The organism is Rhodococcus sp. HM1 (assembly GCF_023218075.1).
In the GTDB taxonomy this organism is placed as follows: domain Bacteria; phylum Actinomycetota; class Actinomycetes; order Mycobacteriales; family Mycobacteriaceae; genus Rhodococcus.
Genome location: NZ_JALPTB010000017.1, coordinates 89,919 through 104,100, shown reverse-complemented (window position 1 = coordinate 104,100; position 14,182 = coordinate 89,919). Strand labels below are relative to the sequence as shown.

The following is a 14,182-nucleotide window of genomic DNA, read 5'->3' as shown; positions in this document are numbered from 1 at the left end:
GGGTAGTTGCCCTGGGGCGGAGGGTAGTTCCCGGGCGGTGGGTAGTTGCCCTGCGGTGGCGGATAACCGCCGGACGGTGGTGGCGGGTAGCCACCCTGCGGATTGTTCGGATCCGGGTTCCGGGGGCTGTTGCCTTGTTTGTACGGGTCCTGGTTCGGGTCGTAACCGCCGGTCGTCATGGCTCGTCCTCTCGAGGCGGCTGAGCGTCAAGTCAATTCCGCACACTACGTCCGATTCGGTCGTCGCGCAGCATGATCAACTTTGTCCGGCGATCCCGGCTTCGTCGGGCCGGACGGGCTCGATCTCGAACACCCACGGATGCCGGGGCAGCAGCGCCGGGTTCCAGCGGTCGAGCAGCAGCGGCAGCGTCACCGGCTCCCCGGGATCGGCCAGGCGGAGGGACACGGCGATCCGGCCCAGCACATCCGCGGGAGTGTGCCCGAGGGCGCGTTGATCGGCGAGGGTCACGGCGCCGTCGCGCTTGGCCAGCCTCTTGCCCTCCGCGTTGAGAGCGAGCGGGACGTGCGCGTACACCGGCGCCGGAAGATCGAGCAGCCCAGCCAGATACGCCTGACGGGGTGCGGAGGAGAGCAGGTCGTCGCCGCGCACGACCTGATCGATGCCCTGCGCGGCGTCGTCGACGACGACCGCCAGGTTGTAGGCGGGGGTCCCGTCGCCGCGTCGCAGCACGAGATCGTCGACGATTCCGGTGAAATCGCCGTGCAGCACGTCGTGCACCGTGAAGAAGTCCGTTCCGGCCCGCAACCGCACGGCCGGCGGGCGGCCCGACGCCATCTTCTCGGCCCGTTCGGCACTCGACAACCTGCGGCAGGTGCCCGGATAGGCACCGGCCGGCGCGTGCGGTGCGGAGGTGGCTTGCTGGATCTCGCGTCGGGTGCAGAAACACTCGTAGGTCAGCCCGGCCCGGGTGAGCCGGTCGATCGCCTCCTCGTACAGACGAAGCCGCCGCGACTGGTGGACGACCTCGGCGTCCCAGTCGATGCCGAGTGCCGCCAGGTCCGCGAGCTGAGCGTGCTCCGCGCCGGGCCGGACCCGATCGAGATCCTCGACGCGCACCAGGAACCGGCGTCCGGTGCTGCGGGCGAACAACCACGCGAGCACGGCGGTCCGCAGGTTTCCCATGTGCAGGTCGCCGGAGGGGCTCGGCGCGAACCGCCCGGCTCCCACCGGTGCCTCGGCCTCCGAATAGAACATTCCTGCACCCTATCCGGGTGCGGCTCCGCCGCCCGTGTGCCTGAGTGCGGCTCCGCCGCCCGTGTGCCTTTGTGGCGGTCGGGACCGCCACAACGCAACACCGTCAGAGGAGGTTCACCGCATTCGCCACGACGAGACCGAGGATCACCAGCGACAGCAGGGACTGCACGGCCATGGTCAGCTTCGCCCACCGAGCCAGGGGAAGGACGTCGGCGGGGCCGAACGTGGTGGCGTTGATCAGGGCGAGGAACAGGTAGTCGGCGAAGACGGGCCGCCACCCCGGCGGCGCGAGTTCGGGCTCGAGCTGCTGGGGGAACGCCAGGTCGGGATGGGCCCGGGGCCGCAGGTGCCGGTTCACGGCACCACCACCGTCGAGTTCCCAGTACAGGAAGCCGAATGCCAGGACGGTCTGCATCCACACCAGCGCACCGGACAGCAGCAGGTCGATCGCGACCGTGGCGGTCGGTGAGCTGTGCAGCAGATCCCACACCAGCCGCGCCGCACTCCACGCCGCCCCCGCCGCGATCACGACCACCAGGGCGACGGACAGCGCCCGCACCCATCTGCCCGGGCGGTCGATCCGACCGGGATCGACGATGACGAGCGCGACGAGAACCGATCCCTCGATGACAGGAAGCAACCACGTGGTACCCGGCGAGTAGTGCGCGGGAAGCAGGAACGGCACGGCCATCGACACGAGCACGAACGCCGAGGCGGTCCAGCGCTGTTCCGCGCGTGGGGAAGGTGAAACCTCGGTCATCGCGGAGCCCTCGTTCCGGGTGACGGGATCATTCACTCGGGCAGACCGAATGATGGTCGCATCAGCCGTCGGCGAGGGCCAGCTGAATCTGGGTGTGCAGGGAGTGGGTGAGGAACTCCGGCGGATACAGCGCCGGGCACGCGATCGCGTCGAGAGCGAGACCGTTGACGGCGGCGAGCAGCAGCGTCGCCCGTGTCTCCGGCTCCGGGATGCCCATCCGGATCAATACGGCGGACACTCCCGTGCGCATCGTGAACAGCGTCGCGTGGCGGATTGCCCCGAGCGGCGGCGACGTGACCGCGCGGACCGTGAAGGCCGCCATGACCTGCGCTTCGCTGGCTCGCTGTTCGTCGAGCGGCAGCAACTGGCTCAGAGCCGCGAACAAGGTGCGGGACGGGTCGATGTCGGGATCGGTGCTGCTCAGCCGGGCCAGGACCCGGTCGGCGAGCGCCCGGAAAGCGAACGCGAGCATCGCGTCCTTCGTCGGGAAATGATGCTGCACCGCGCCGATGGAGACCCCGGCCTCACTCGCGACCTCGCGCACGCTCGCCGAGTCCAAGCCGCTGCGTGCCGCGACCTGGAGCAGGGCAGCGGCGAGGCGGTTGGGGTTCGTGGTGGCGTACGGACGGGCGCGCATGGATGCACCGTACCTGCATCAATCGGACATACGACGGTATGGGTACCGCCTACCGGAGACCGACCGGCACCACGACGACCAGGCACGACGCCGGTATGCGACGCTCAGGCCTGTCGGCCCAGGTATCCGAGGACCCGGGTGGTGCGGTCGGCGCCCTCGGGCACATCGACGGCCGGACCGCACACACCCGCCATGCGGATCGATTCCCCCATCGCGGTCGCCGCGGACTCGACGAAATCGAGGTCGGCGTCGGCGATGGTTTCGTCGAGGCCCGTCGCACGCGCCAGGTCCCACCCGTGCACCACCAGATCGAAGGTGTAGAACCGGTCGACGGTCGCGGCGAGGGACGTCCGCCCGAAATAGCCTTCGTACTCGAGGTTTCCGCGAGCCGGATCGTCGAGGATCTCCTGCATCGCGTCGCGGGTCGCGATCCACGCCCCGACCGGATCCGCTTCCGGTGACGGTTCGGACGGCAGCTCGAGGCCGACCTTGGTGACGATGTCGCGCTGGGTCTCGACGACGTGCTGCACCACGTCGCGAGCGGTCCAGCCGTCGCACGGAGACGGTGAGCTCCACCGGTCGGTGGGGACCGCTTCGACGGTGGCGGTGAACTTGGCGGCGAGGTCGCGGTAGTGGTCGGCGGGGGACGCTGCGTTCGTCATGGCCTCGATTGTGGTCGAAGCCCCGCGATCCGAGGCGGTAACTCGCTCGCCGACGTGCCGGCCGAGGAACCGTAGGCAGCTGTCGGTGCCGCTACCTACGGTCCGTGGCCGGCAACGGCGCGATCGGATACAGCGGTCAGCGCGGTGCCATACGGATGGCGCCGTCGAGGCGGATCGTCTCGCCGTTGAGCATCGGGTTGTCGATGATGTGGGCGGCCAGTGCCGCGTACTCGTCGGCCTTACCGAGACGCGAGGGATGCGGAACCTGCTCGCCGAGTGAGCGCTGCGCTTCCTCGGGGAGACCGGCCATCATCGGGGTCTCGAAGATTCCGGGCGCGATCGTCACGACCCGGATGAGATGCCGGGCAAACTCGCGGGCCAGCGGCAGAGTCAGGGCCGCGACCCCACCCTTCGACGCGGCGTAGGCGGGCTGACCGATCTGCCCGTCGAAGGCGGCGACCGAGGCGGTGTCGACGATGACGCCGCGCTCGCCGTCGATCGGATCGGTCGCGGCGATCTTCTCCGCGGCCAGCCGGATCACGTTGAACGTGCCGACGAGGTTGATGCGGACGACGCGTTCGAACTCCTCGAGGGGAAGGGCCCCGTTGCGGCCGAGGACCTTTCCGGGCGTGGCGACACCCGCGCAGTTGACCGCGACCCGCAGATCACCGAGACCGGCAGCGAAATCGACGGCTGCGGTGACCTCGTCGGGGGAGGTGACGTCGGCGGCGACGAAGTGCGCGCCCTCACCGATGGCCGCTGCCGCGTCGGTGCCGCGCGAGCTCGGCAGATCGATCAGCACCACCTGGGCTCCGCGTTCGTGCAGGGCCCGGGCGGTGGCGTTGCCGAGGCCCGAGGCACCACCGGTGACGATTGCGACGGCTCCGTCGATGTTCATGAAATTCTCCTGGTCGGGGGGACGGTCACGGGGTTCTCGCAACCGGAAGGGACAGGGCGCTCAGCTCACGGCACGCGCAGGACGAGTGCGTCGCCCTGACCGCCACCACCGCAGAGCGCGGCGACACCGGTACCACCGCCGCGGCGGCCGAGTTCGAGCGCGAGGTGCAGCACGATGCGCGCCCCGGACATCCCGAGAGGGTGGCCGAGCGCGATGGCGCCACCGTTGACGTTGATCCGCGTCCGGTCGAGGCCGAGTTCGCGGGCCGATGCGATGCCGACCGCGGCGAATGCCTCGTTGATCTCGACGAGATCGAGGTCGGTCGGGGCGATACCCTCACGCTCGCAGGCCTTCGCGATGGCCCGCGAGGGCTGCGACTGCAGGGTCGAATCGGGGCCGGCCACCACGCCGTGCGCGCCGATCTCGGCGATCCAGGACAGTCCGAGTTCCTCGGCCTTGGCCTTGCTCATCACGACGACGGCGGCGGCACCGTCGGAAATCTGCGAGGCCGACCCGGCGGTGACCGTGCCGTCCTTCAGGAACGCGGGCGGCAGCTTGGCGAGCGATTCGGCGGTGGTGTCCGGGCGGATGCCCTCGTCCGCGGTGAACAGGACGGGGTCGCCCTTGCGCTGGGGGATCGGCACCGGCACGACCTCGTCGTCGAACAGGCCGTCCTTCCAGGCGCGGGCCGCGTTCTGATGCGACGCCGCGGAGAACGCGTCCTGCTCCTCGCGGGACACGGCCCGCTCGTCGATGTTGGCGTACTCGGTGAGGTTGCCCATGCCCTGATCGGTGAAGACGTCGTAGAGCCCGTCGTGCGCCATGTGGTCGCGCATCGTGACATCGCCGTACTTGAATCCGGTGCGGCTCTTCTCGAGCAGGTGCGGTGCCTGGCTCATCGATTCCTGCCCACCGGCGACGACGATGTCGAATTCGCCTGCGCGGATGAGCTGGTCGGCCATCGCGATCGCAGTCAGCCCGGACAGGCAGACCTTGTTGATGGTCAGGGCCGGGACGTCCATCGGGATGCCGGCCTTGGCGGCGGCCTGGCGGGCGGGGATCTGGCCGGCCCCGGCGGTGAGGACCTGGCCCATGATGACGTAGTCGACCTGGTCGGGGGATACGTGGGCCTTGTCGAGTGCGCCCTTGATGGCGACGGCGCCGAGGTCCGAGCCGGAGAAGTCCTTCAACGAGCCCAGCAGCCGTCCCATGGGGGTGCGGGCGCCGGCGACGATCACAGAGGTGGTCATGAGTGAGCTTTCGGCAGTAGGGCAGTAGGGCAGTAGGGCAGTGGGGAGAGGTGGCGGGTCAGCCGGCCAGGTGACGGCTGATGACCAGTCGCTGAATCTGGTTGGTGCCCTCGAAGATCTGGGTGATCTTGGCTTCCCGCATGTACCGCTCGACGCGGAAGTCACGGGTGTAGCCGTAGCCGCCGAGGACCTGGACGGCGTCGGTGGTGACCTTCATCGCCGCGTCGGTGGCGACGAGCTTGGCGACCGAGGCGTTGCGCGAGTACGGCAGGCCCGCGTCGCGGCGCCGGGCCGCGTCGATGTAGGTGGCACGGGCCGAGTCGACCGCGGCGGCCATGTCGGCGAGCAGGAAGCCGAGACCCTGGTGGTCGATGATCTTGCGGCCGAACGCCGTCCGCTCCTGGGCGTAGGCAACGGCTTCGTCGAGCGCGGCCTGCGCGAGCCCGACCGCGACGGCGGCGATGCCGAGGCGACCGGAGTCGAGGGCGCTGAAGGCGATCTGCAGACCCTGTCCTTCGGCGCCGAGGCGGCGCTCCTCCGGAACGAACGCGTCGTCGTAGTGCGCCGAGGTGGTGGGGACGGCGTGCAGGCCCATCTTCTCCTCGGGCTTGCCGAAGGTCAGTCCCTCGGTGCCCTTGGGGACGAGGAAGCACGAGATGCCCTTGGAGCCTTCGCCGGTGCGGGCGAACAGGTTGTAGAAGTCGGCGATGCCGCCGTGGGTGATCCACGCCTTCGAGCCGGTGATGCGGTACCCGCCCTCGGTGGCGGTGGCCTTGCAGGCGAGTGCGGCCGCGTCGGAACCGGCCTGCGGTTCGGACAGGCTGTAGGCGCCGATGGTGTTGCCGCCGAGCATGTCCGGCAGCCACTTCTGCTTCTGCTCGTCGGTGCCGAAGGCCATCAACGGGTGGCAGGCGAGGCTGTGGACGCTGACCGCGACGGCGACCGCGGCCCAGCGGGCGGCGAGTTCCTCGAGAACCTGCAGGTACACCTCGTAGGGCTGGCCACCGCCACCCCACTCCTCGGGGTACGGCAGGCTCAGCAGCCCGGCCTCGCCGAGGGTGGCGAAGACGCCCTCGGGATAGGTCTCCGTCTTCTCGTGCTCGTCGACGATCGGGGCCAGCACCTTGTCGGCCACGTCGCGGGTGAGCTGGATGAGGTCACGGGCCTCGTCGGTGGGCAAGAGACGGTCGACGGCCACAGGATTCTCCTCGGGGAATACGGAAAGTAGTACTGGGTTCCGCTTCACAGTACTGCCGACAGGAGAGTACTGCAATCAGTCCCCCAGTACTATCGCTCGTATGGATTCCCGCTCGTCCTTCGCCACCGCTCGTCGCACCGAACTGTTCGACGGGCTGGTGGAGCTGTTCCTCGCGGAGGGCTTCGCGCATCTGACGCTCGATGCGATCGCTGCGCGCCTCCAATGTTCCAAGTCCACCCTCTACACCCTCGCCGGCAGCAAGGAACAGCTGGTCACGGCGGCGACGGTGCACTTCTTCAAAAGGGCGACCGAACAGGTCGAGGCCAAGGTCGCCGCCGCAGGCGCCGCGGATCGCATCGCCGCATATCTCACGGCCGTCGGTGAGGCGCTCGCCGCAGCCTCGGAGCAGTTCATGAACGACCTCGACGCCTTCGCCCCGGCCCGCGAGGTGTACGAGCGCAATACCCGGATCGCTGCCCGCCGCGTCCAGGAACTGATCACCGAGGGCGTCGCCACCGGCGACTTCCGAGGAGTGAACGCGGCCTTCGCCGCCGACCTCGCTGCGACGATGATGGTGCGCATCCAGCAGGGCCGCGTCCGTGCCGCCACCGGGCTCGACGATGCGAGCGCCTACCGCGAACTCGCCTCCATTCTGACAACGGGTGTCACCGCCTGAGGCACAGCGTTCAGCAGGAATCCGGCGGCCGCCGACCGCGCTGTCGCCAGGGCGAAATCTCCTTGCAGTCGGCCCGATCCGCCCCGATGTGACCCTTCCCGGTGAGAGAATCGAACGGACCCACAACAGTGTTTGTCGAGGTCGGCGGAGGGGTGCGTCCGGCAGATTCCGGCCCTGCCTTGCGGTACGCAGGTACGGGCACCGACTGGAAGAAGGACCCGATTCCTATGAACAGATTCGTGCGGAGAAGAGTTGTGCGCGCCGCGACGCCGGTGGCCGTCGCAGCCGTCCTGGTACTGGCCGGTTGCTCCGACAACGGCGACAAGGACACCGACAGCGGGGCCTACGACCACGGGACCACGCACACCACCGAACAGACCCGTACGACGGAAGGCGCCTCCCCGCCACCTGCGGGCGCTGCGGGGGCGGCACTCGCGGTCGCAGGGTCCGAACTCGGCGACATCATCGTCGACGGCAGCGGGATGACCGTCTACATCTTCGACCAGGACACCCCCGGTTCCGGCACGAGCTCCTGCACCGGACAGTGCCTCGTCGAGTGGCCGCCGGTCCTCACCGACACGACCACCCCGCAGGTCGAGGGCGTCGGCGGGCAGATCGGCACGATTCCCGGACCGGACGGCAAGCAACAGATAACTGTGAACGGATGGCCGATCTACTTCTTCGTCGACGACACCGCCCCCGGCGAGGTCAAAGGCCAGGGAGACGACGGCGTGTGGTGGGTTCTCGACCCCACCGGCCAGAAGGTGACCACGCCGAATTGATCTCGCCACGAAGTCACCGCGCGGGCCGGGTCGCGTGGTGGTTCACCCGCGTCGAATTTCCCACCCGTGTAATGGATTCGGTCAAATGAAGCCGTAAACCGTTCCGTCCGAACCGTTCCCGCGTCGGATCGATCCCTGCGGGACGTCGTGCCGAAACAAGGTCGACCCATCACGTTTCCGCCACCGCCTTTCGGGTATCCGCTCGGGGACGAGGAGGTCGACGAGATGCCTGTGTGGGGATGGATCCTGATCGGGGTGCTCGCGGCGATCGCCGTGGTCGCCGTCGTCGCCGCGATTGTCGCCGCGCGTGCCGCGCGCGGCCGCACGCGGACGGAGCACCTGAAGGAGCGGTTCGGGCCCGAGTACGAGCGGACCGTCGACGAGGTCGGCGAACGACGTGCCGCCGAGAACGAGCTCGCGGCCCGCGAGAAGAAACGGGAGGCACTCGACATCGTGGCGCTCTCGCCCGAAGCGTGCGAGAGGTACCAGGAGACCTGGCGGACGGTGCAGACCGCGTTCATCGACGATCCCTCGGGTACGGTCGGCGCCGCGGACCGGCTCGTCACCGAGGTCATGCGCGAGCGCGGCTACCCGGTCGACGACTTCGACCGGCGCGCGGCCGACATCTCGGTCGATCACCCGACGGTCGTCGAGAACTATCGCGCTGCGCACGGCATCTACCTGACGCAGCAGAACGGCACTGTCCGCACGGAGGACCAGCGCGAGGCATTCGTGCACTATCGAACGCTCTTCGAATCGCTCCTCGCGCGGGACAACGAGCAGGGCAACCCGAAGGAGGCGCGCGCATGACCACCCAGGATCCGCATCCCGGCAGCACCGAAACGACCGGGGGAGTAGCACCATCGACCGAGGCAGCCGGATCGTCGACCTACCGCACCGACCCGACGACCGGGGAAAGCGCAGTACCGGCGGACGCCGGAGTACCGGCGGACACCCGCGTGTCGACGGGAGAGACGGCCGCGAGGACCGAGAGTGCTGCTCCGCCGGCCGGTGATCTCGGGTCGGCCGGCGATGTCGGTACGCCGACCGCGCAAGCCGAGAGGACCTCCGCGGCGCCCGAATCGGACTCTCGCGACGAACTTTTCGGGCAGGAGGAGTTGTCGGGACTCAGGTCGCGCTGGGACGAGGTCCAGGCCGGTTTCGTCGACGATCCCCGGGAGTGTGTCCGGAAGGCGGACGGTCTGGTGTCCGATGTCGTCGAGCGGCTCACGAGCGGCTTCGCGGACGCGCGGTCGCGGCTCGAGGAGCAGTGGGCCCGAGGCGACGAAGCGTCCACCGAAGATCTCCGGCTCGCGTTGAAGCGCTACCGCGACTTCTTCCAGCGGTTGCTCTCGGTCTGAGCGGACGGTTCACATCGGCCGGGTAGCGGGCTTGTAGGGGAGGTATCTCACCGCAACGGTGAGCACCCCCGCGGCCGCCGTCGCGATCCACAGCGCGTGCAGACCGAGGGCGCGGTGGGCGAGTGCACCGAGCACGGCACCTCCCACAAGCCCGGCCCACAGCCCGAGATAGGGCAGGAAGGACCATCGGGGTCCCCCGAACATCGCCGCGGCGACGCGCTGGCCGATCTTGACCAGCGCGCCCGTCATGTAGGTCAGCGCCACGCTGGTTTCGCCGTCGCGCCGGAACACGTTGTTCTCGGCGCCCATCGCCAGGGTCATCGCGATGATCGCCACCGGCGTCCAGTCGAGCGCCGCCGCGACCGCGCCGGCGAACAACAGGGCGGACACCGTCGCCAGGACCGCGAACTTGCGGCTGCGGCGATCCGGGCCGGTGATCTCCGCGACGACGCCGCCGAGTACGACGCCCGCGACGAACAACCCGAGGATCCCCGCGACGAGTGCGGCCTGCGACCAGTGTCCGTCGGCGATACCCACGGACATGCGGGTGGAGTTACCGCTCATGAAGGAGACGAACACCCCGCCGAGCGTGACGAAACCGAGGGCGTCGACGAATCCCGCGAGGGAGGACAGGGCGATTGCCAAACCCTGGAGTTTCCTGTCGTATCCGACCACTCCCCAAATGCTAATCATTCGGTGGGTGTGCGACGCGCCACGTCTCCGATTTTGCTTACCTCGTGCAACGAGGCAGTGTGGTCGGGCGACAGTCCACGGATCCATCCCGACCAGGAGTATTTCGAGTGACCGGCCGATCGGCGACCTTCAACCGGGGCGGCCGGCTCGTTGCTGCCGTCGCCGCGATTGCAACCCTCACGGGATGCGGCGTGACCGCAGACCCCACGACTGCGACCGTTTCCCGATCGGCGCCGGTCACGGCCGCCGCCGCACCCACCGGCTCCGAACCGCAGCCGAGCGGAGCCTCCACGTCCGAGGCGACGGCGGCGCTGGCGGTCCTGGCGCAACTGCCGATCAAGGGCCGCGCTCCGAAGAGTGGTTACGACCGCGAGCTGTTCGGGCAGGCGTGGAGCGACGACGTCGACGTCGACGGCGGCCACAACGGCTGCGACACTCGCAACGACATCCTGCGCCGCGACCTCGTCGACATCGAGTTCAAGCCGGGTACCCGCGACTGCGTCGTCCTGTCGGGCACCCTGCACGATGCCTACACCGGCACGACGATCCCGTTCACCCGCGGCCAGGGAACGTCGGAGGCCGTGCAGATCGACCATGTCGTCGCGTTGTCGGACGCCTGGCAGAAGGGCGCGCAGCAACTCGACGCGCAGACCCGCGTGGACTTCGCGAACGATCCGCGCAACCTCCAGGCAGTCGACGGCCCGACGAACCAGAAGAAGAGCGACGGTGATGCCGCCACCTGGCTGCCGCCGAACCGCGCGTATCGGTGCACCTATGTGGCACGGCAGGTCCAGGTGAAGGCGGCGTACGGGCTGTGGGTGACGCAGGCCGAACACGACGCGATCGCGCGGGTGCTGTCCGAGTGCGACGGAGCCGCGGCATCCGAACCGGTTGCGACGCAGACTCCCGAGCCTTCCGTCCCGGCGTCGACCGGTGTGTACTTCGCGAACTGTGCCGCGGCCCGCGCGGCCGGAGCGGCACCGCTGTATGCCGGACAACCCGGCTACCGCCCGGAGATGGACGGCGACCGCGACGGGGTTGCCTGCGAGTAGCCGGAACTGCTGTGGCAGAGCAGTTTCCGCGAGATCAGCCCGCGGAGACGGCTGCCGGACGTGCCTGCATGCCCAGCAGGGTCAGGACCGTCAGGAAGGCCGCGCCGCCGACGATGGCGATGTCGGCGACATTGCCGACGAACCACTTGTTGTAGGCGATGAAGTCGACGACGTGCCCGCGAGCGAACCCGGGTGCGCGAAGCAGGCGATCACCCAGGTGGCTCGTGACGCCGCCGAGCAGCGCGCCGACGCCGAGCGCCCATGCGGGAGAGAGGGTTCGCGCCGCCAGCACGGTGAGGGCGACGACGGCGACGCCCGCGACCACGGTCAGTACCCAGGTGGAGTCGGCGCCGAGCCCGAATGCCGCGCCGGGGTTGTAGACGAGCCGCCACTCGAGGAATTCGCCGACGACGGGCGTCGAGACGCCCCGGGGCAGGGTCGATTCCGCCCACCACTTGCTGAGCTGGTCGGTGACGACCACGCCGGTGGCCAACGCGAGGATCCAGGGCAGGAATCGGGAGGTCGACGGCACGGCGTCATCGTTCCCGATCCGCGGCACGATTGCGAGCGTCGGGTTCTTCGAGGTGGGACGGTCGACCCGGCGTGTCCGGGCCCTCCGGGAGGCCGGAGGCAGCGACCATGACTGTATGGAGCCTGAGCCGCGCCTTCACCTGACCACCGGCGGTCCGGTCGACGACCCTGTTCTGCCCGAGGACTGGCAGCCCTCCGACGACGCGATGCTCGCGCTGTCGATCGCCCTCGACATCGATGTGAACGCGGCGACGGTGCAGTTTCTCGACCGCTATCGGGGCCGCCGCCTGTCGGAGGCGACCCCCGAGGGGGCACCGAGGACATCGTGGCTCGGTCTGTGGTGCATCGCCCTGGTCCTCGAGGACGGCCGCCGTCAGGAGGTGTTCCGTCGCCAGCTGCGGGCGACGAGGGCGCAGATCGAGGCGGCCCGCGAGATCGGTGAGCAGCTTGCTTCGGCACCGGCACCGGCCGGCGGGCTGCGGCTGGTGCCGCGCGCAGAGCACTGACCCGCGGTGCACCGCGAGGAAGAAAACGCCCGTGACCTGCATTTCTGCCGGTCACGGGCGTTTCCCGTGGCGGAGGATAGGGGATTTGAACCCCTGAGGGCGTTAACCCAACCCGCGTTCCAGGCGAGCGCCATAGGCCACTAGGCGAATCCTCCGTGGGGAAGCATACCGAACACTCCGCGATTCTTGCCAAACGAGCAGGTGGCGGTGACTTTTCTCGGGGTCGCGCCGGGGCGATTCCACGCCTGGGTGGCATGTCCTCTACACTTGCCGATGGATCCCGCGCGGCGCGCATCCTGTGAACTCCCCCAGGGCCGGAAGGCAGCAAGGGTCAACGGGCTCTGCCGGGTGCGCGGGGTCCCCTTAGTCTCCGCCGATGCCCGTGTCGCCGTGCACGGTGAAAGGTTCTTCCGCATGCCTGTCCAAACCCAGATCGGGTTGATGAGCCATGAGGAACTCGTTGCAGAGCACGAGCGCCAGTCCGCCAATTACGACCGGCTGAAGACCGAAAAGCTCACGCTGGACCTGACCCGCGGCAAGCCGTCCCCCGAACAGCTCGACCTCTCCGCAGAGCTGCTGTCGCTGCCGGGCGAGGGCGACTACCGCGACGGAAGCGGCACCGACTGCCGCAACTACGGCGGCCTCACCGGCCTGCCGGAGCTGCGCGCGATCTTCGCCGAGCTGCTGAACATCCCCGTCGAGAACCTCATGGCCGGTAACAACGCGAGCCTCGAGATCATGCACGACCTGATCGTCGCGTCGCTGCTGCACGGCACCGTCGGTTCGCCGCGTCCGTGGTCGCAGGAACCGGTCGTCAAGTTCCTGTGCCCGGCCCCCGGCTACGACCGTCACTTCGCGATCACCGAGTCCTACGGCATCGAGATGATCCCGGTGCCGCTGCGTGACGACGGTCCGGACACTCACCTCATCGCCGAGCTGGTCGCCGCGGATCCGCAGATCAAGGGCATGTGGACGGTACCGACGTACTCGAACCCGACCGGTGCCGTCTACTCCCTGGACGTCGCCCGCGCGCTGGTGTCGATGCCCACCGCGGCTCCCGACTTCCGGATCTTCTGGGACAATGCCTACGCGGTGCACCCCCTCGTCGAGGACTGCGCGCCGGCCATCGACATCCTCGGCCTCGCCGCCGAGGCCGGGAACCCGGACCGGATCTTCGCGCTCGCCTCGACCTCGAAGATCACCTTCGCCGGATCGGGTGTCAGCTTCTTCGGGGCCTCCGCCGCCAACCTGGCTTGGTACCAGAAGTTCCTGGGCATCAAGACGATCGGCCCGGACAAGATCAACCAGCTGCGGCACCTGCGGTTCTTCGGCGACGCCGAGGGCGTGCGTGCCCACATGGCCAAGCATCGCGAGATCCTCGCGCCGAAGTTCGCGCTGGTGCTGCGCATCCTCGAGGATCGTCTCGGCGCGTCGAAGGTCGCGTCCTGGACCGAACCCAAGGGCGGCTACTTCATCAGCCTCGACGTCGTCGAGGGCACCGCGAAGCGCGTCATCGCGCTGGCGAAGGACGCCGGCATCGCGCTGACCGGCGCCGGATCGGCGTTCCCCTACAAGAACGACCCCGACGACAAGAACATCCGGCTCGCGCCGAGCTTCCCGTCGCTCGACGAACTGGCCAAGGCCATGGACGGCGTCGCCACGTGCGTGCTGCTCGCCGCCACGGAGAAGGCCCTCGCCGGCTGAGCGAGCCACCGGCTTCCTTCCGCCGTCGCACCCGAACCGGGTGCGGCGGCGGTTGCTTTTCCGGGTGTCCGTCCGTTTCGAGCGAGTTGTGCCCAGGCTGTGGACAAATCTGTGGACAACCCGTGGACCGACGGTGGACCGGCCGTGGACAACTCCCCGACACAGGGCTGTGACCTCGGAAAATATCCGGAATGGGCTTTTTCCACAGGAGATGCCATACTGCCCGATCAGGGTCGCCGCGAGTTCCGCGGCGGGTT

General features: G+C 68.9%; 16 protein-coding genes, 1 tRNA gene and 1 other RNA gene. 8 read left to right on the top strand and 10 right to left on the bottom strand.

The window, feature by feature from the left end:
* Positions 1 to 255: 255 nt before the first annotated feature.
* The 7 genes from gluQRS to M1M07_RS11850 all read right to left on the bottom strand — a co-directional run bounded on the left by gluQRS (position 256) and on the right by M1M07_RS11850 (position 6,620).
* Positions 256 to 1,215 carry a tRNA glutamyl-Q(34) synthetase GluQRS gene (gluQRS, locus tag M1M07_RS11880; protein WP_197253257.1) on the bottom strand — a complete coding sequence of 320 codons (960 nt, stop codon included), beginning with the start codon at positions 1,213 to 1,215 and terminating at the stop codon, positions 256 to 258.
* Positions 1,216 to 1,318: 103 nt separating this feature from the next.
* Entirely contained in the window at positions 1,319 to 1,975 is a 657-nt protein-coding gene (locus M1M07_RS11875; protein WP_248674280.1) for a hypothetical protein, read from the bottom strand.
* A gap of 61 nt (positions 1,976 to 2,036) precedes the next feature.
* Entirely contained in the window at positions 2,037 to 2,612 is a 576-nt protein-coding gene (locus tag M1M07_RS11870; protein WP_248674279.1) for a TetR/AcrR family transcriptional regulator, read from the bottom strand.
* Between the two features lie 104 nt (positions 2,613 to 2,716).
* Complete coding sequence (locus M1M07_RS11865) at positions 2,717 to 3,274, bottom strand: TIGR03086 family metal-binding protein (protein WP_197253263.1); 558 nt, start codon at positions 3,272 to 3,274, stop codon at positions 2,717 to 2,719.
* Positions 3,275 to 3,410: 136 nt separating this feature from the next.
* The gene (locus tag M1M07_RS11860) at positions 3,411 to 4,172 is read right to left on the bottom strand and encodes an SDR family NAD(P)-dependent oxidoreductase (RefSeq protein WP_197253265.1); all 762 of its coding nucleotides are present in this window, start codon (positions 4,170 to 4,172) and stop codon (positions 3,411 to 3,413) included.
* A 65-nt stretch (positions 4,173 to 4,237) separates the two neighbouring features.
* Positions 4,238 to 5,422 carry an acetyl-CoA C-acetyltransferase gene (locus M1M07_RS11855; RefSeq protein ID WP_197253267.1) on the bottom strand — a complete coding sequence of 395 codons (1,185 nt, stop codon included), beginning with the start codon at positions 5,420 to 5,422 and terminating at the stop codon, positions 4,238 to 4,240.
* Between the two features lie 58 nt (positions 5,423 to 5,480).
* Entirely contained in the window at positions 5,481 to 6,620 is a 1,140-nt protein-coding gene (locus tag M1M07_RS11850) for an acyl-CoA dehydrogenase family protein (RefSeq protein WP_197253269.1), read from the bottom strand.
* A 100-nt stretch (positions 6,621 to 6,720) separates the two neighbouring features.
* Between M1M07_RS11850 and M1M07_RS11845 the strand changes: the two genes are divergently transcribed.
* The 4 genes from M1M07_RS11845 (at position 6,721) to M1M07_RS11830 (ending at position 9,439) form a co-directional block, all read left to right on the top strand.
* On the top strand, positions 6,721 to 7,296 hold the full coding sequence (locus M1M07_RS11845) for a TetR/AcrR family transcriptional regulator (RefSeq protein ID WP_248674278.1): 576 nt from the start codon (positions 6,721 to 6,723) through the stop codon (positions 7,294 to 7,296).
* Positions 7,297 to 7,523: 227 nt separating this feature from the next.
* Complete coding sequence (locus M1M07_RS11840) at positions 7,524 to 8,078, top strand: hypothetical protein (RefSeq protein WP_231610950.1); 555 nt, start codon at positions 7,524 to 7,526, stop codon at positions 8,076 to 8,078.
* Between the two features lie 225 nt (positions 8,079 to 8,303).
* Entirely contained in the window at positions 8,304 to 8,888 is a 585-nt protein-coding gene (locus M1M07_RS11835; protein ID WP_197253273.1) for a hypothetical protein, read from the top strand.
* Positions 8,885 to 9,439: a hypothetical protein gene (locus tag M1M07_RS11830; protein WP_197253275.1), complete on the top strand. Its 555-nt coding sequence runs from the start codon at positions 8,885 to 8,887 to the stop codon at positions 9,437 to 9,439. The genes M1M07_RS11835 and M1M07_RS11830 overlap by 4 nt, the downstream gene beginning before the upstream one ends.
* 9 nt (positions 9,440 to 9,448) lie before the next feature.
* Here M1M07_RS11830 and M1M07_RS11825 read toward each other — a convergent pair whose 3' ends face one another.
* Positions 9,449 to 10,114: a YoaK family protein gene (locus M1M07_RS11825; protein ID WP_197253288.1), complete on the bottom strand. Its 666-nt coding sequence runs from the start codon at positions 10,112 to 10,114 to the stop codon at positions 9,449 to 9,451.
* Positions 10,115 to 10,239: 125 nt separating this feature from the next.
* Between M1M07_RS11825 and M1M07_RS11820 the strand changes: the two genes are divergently transcribed.
* Positions 10,240 to 11,184: a DUF1524 domain-containing protein gene (locus M1M07_RS11820; RefSeq protein WP_197253277.1), complete on the top strand. Its 945-nt coding sequence runs from the start codon at positions 10,240 to 10,242 to the stop codon at positions 11,182 to 11,184.
* 34 nt (positions 11,185 to 11,218) lie between these two features.
* Here the strand turns inward: M1M07_RS11820 and M1M07_RS11815 are convergent, their stop codons facing one another.
* Positions 11,219 to 11,716 carry a signal peptidase II gene (locus tag M1M07_RS11815; protein WP_197253279.1) on the bottom strand — a complete coding sequence of 166 codons (498 nt, stop codon included), beginning with the start codon at positions 11,714 to 11,716 and terminating at the stop codon, positions 11,219 to 11,221.
* A 115-nt stretch (positions 11,717 to 11,831) separates the two neighbouring features.
* On the opposite strand from M1M07_RS11815, the gene M1M07_RS11810 reads away from it, so the two are divergent.
* Positions 11,832 to 12,221 (top strand): hypothetical protein, encoded by a 390-nt coding sequence (locus M1M07_RS11810; RefSeq protein ID WP_197253281.1) that lies wholly within the window; start codon positions 11,832 to 11,834, stop codon positions 12,219 to 12,221.
* A gap of 67 nt (positions 12,222 to 12,288) precedes the next feature.
* Here M1M07_RS11810 and M1M07_RS11805 read toward each other — a convergent pair.
* Positions 12,289 to 12,376, bottom strand: a tRNA-Ser gene (locus tag M1M07_RS11805).
* A gap of 117 nt (positions 12,377 to 12,493) precedes the next feature.
* On the opposite strand from M1M07_RS11805, the gene ffs reads away from it, so the two are divergent.
* Together ffs and M1M07_RS11795 are read left to right on the top strand one after the other, a co-directional pair.
* An RNA gene (gene ffs, locus M1M07_RS11800) (signal recognition particle sRNA small type) lies at positions 12,494 to 12,588 on the top strand.
* Positions 12,589 to 12,635: 47 nt separating this feature from the next.
* Positions 12,636 to 13,925, top strand: a complete 1,290-nt coding sequence (locus tag M1M07_RS11795; protein WP_197253283.1) for an aminotransferase class I/II-fold pyridoxal phosphate-dependent enzyme — start codon at positions 12,636 to 12,638, stop codon at positions 13,923 to 13,925.
* The last annotated feature ends 257 nt before the right edge of the window (positions 13,926 to 14,182 follow it).

Coding starts and splice junctions, on each gene's coding strand:
- gluQRS (WP_197253257.1), bottom strand. CDS start 1,215: ATGTTCTATTCGGAGGCCGAGGCACCGGTGGGAGCCGGGCGGTTCGCG.
- M1M07_RS11875 (WP_248674280.1), bottom strand. CDS start 1,975: ATGACCGAGGTTTCACCTTCCCCACGCGCGGAACAGCGCTGGACCGCC.
- M1M07_RS11870 (WP_248674279.1), bottom strand. CDS start 2,612: ATGCGCGCCCGTCCGTACGCCACCACGAACCCCAACCGCCTCGCCGCT.
- M1M07_RS11865 (WP_197253263.1), bottom strand. CDS start 3,274: ATGACGAACGCAGCGTCCCCCGCCGACCACTACCGCGACCTCGCCGCC.
- M1M07_RS11860 (WP_197253265.1), bottom strand. CDS start 4,172: ATGAACATCGACGGAGCCGTCGCAATCGTCACCGGTGGTGCCTCGGGC.
- M1M07_RS11855 (WP_197253267.1), bottom strand. CDS start 5,422: ATGACCACCTCTGTGATCGTCGCCGGCGCCCGCACCCCCATGGGACGG.
- M1M07_RS11845 (WP_248674278.1), top strand. CDS start 6,721: ATGGATTCCCGCTCGTCCTTCGCCACCGCTCGTCGCACCGAACTGTTC.
- M1M07_RS11840 (WP_231610950.1), top strand. CDS start 7,524: ATGAACAGATTCGTGCGGAGAAGAGTTGTGCGCGCCGCGACGCCGGTG.
- M1M07_RS11835 (WP_197253273.1), top strand. CDS start 8,304: ATGCCTGTGTGGGGATGGATCCTGATCGGGGTGCTCGCGGCGATCGCC.
- M1M07_RS11830 (WP_197253275.1), top strand. CDS start 8,885: ATGACCACCCAGGATCCGCATCCCGGCAGCACCGAAACGACCGGGGGA.
- M1M07_RS11810 (WP_197253281.1), top strand. CDS start 11,832: ATGGAGCCTGAGCCGCGCCTTCACCTGACCACCGGCGGTCCGGTCGAC.
- M1M07_RS11795 (WP_197253283.1), top strand. CDS start 12,636: ATGCCTGTCCAAACCCAGATCGGGTTGATGAGCCATGAGGAACTCGTT.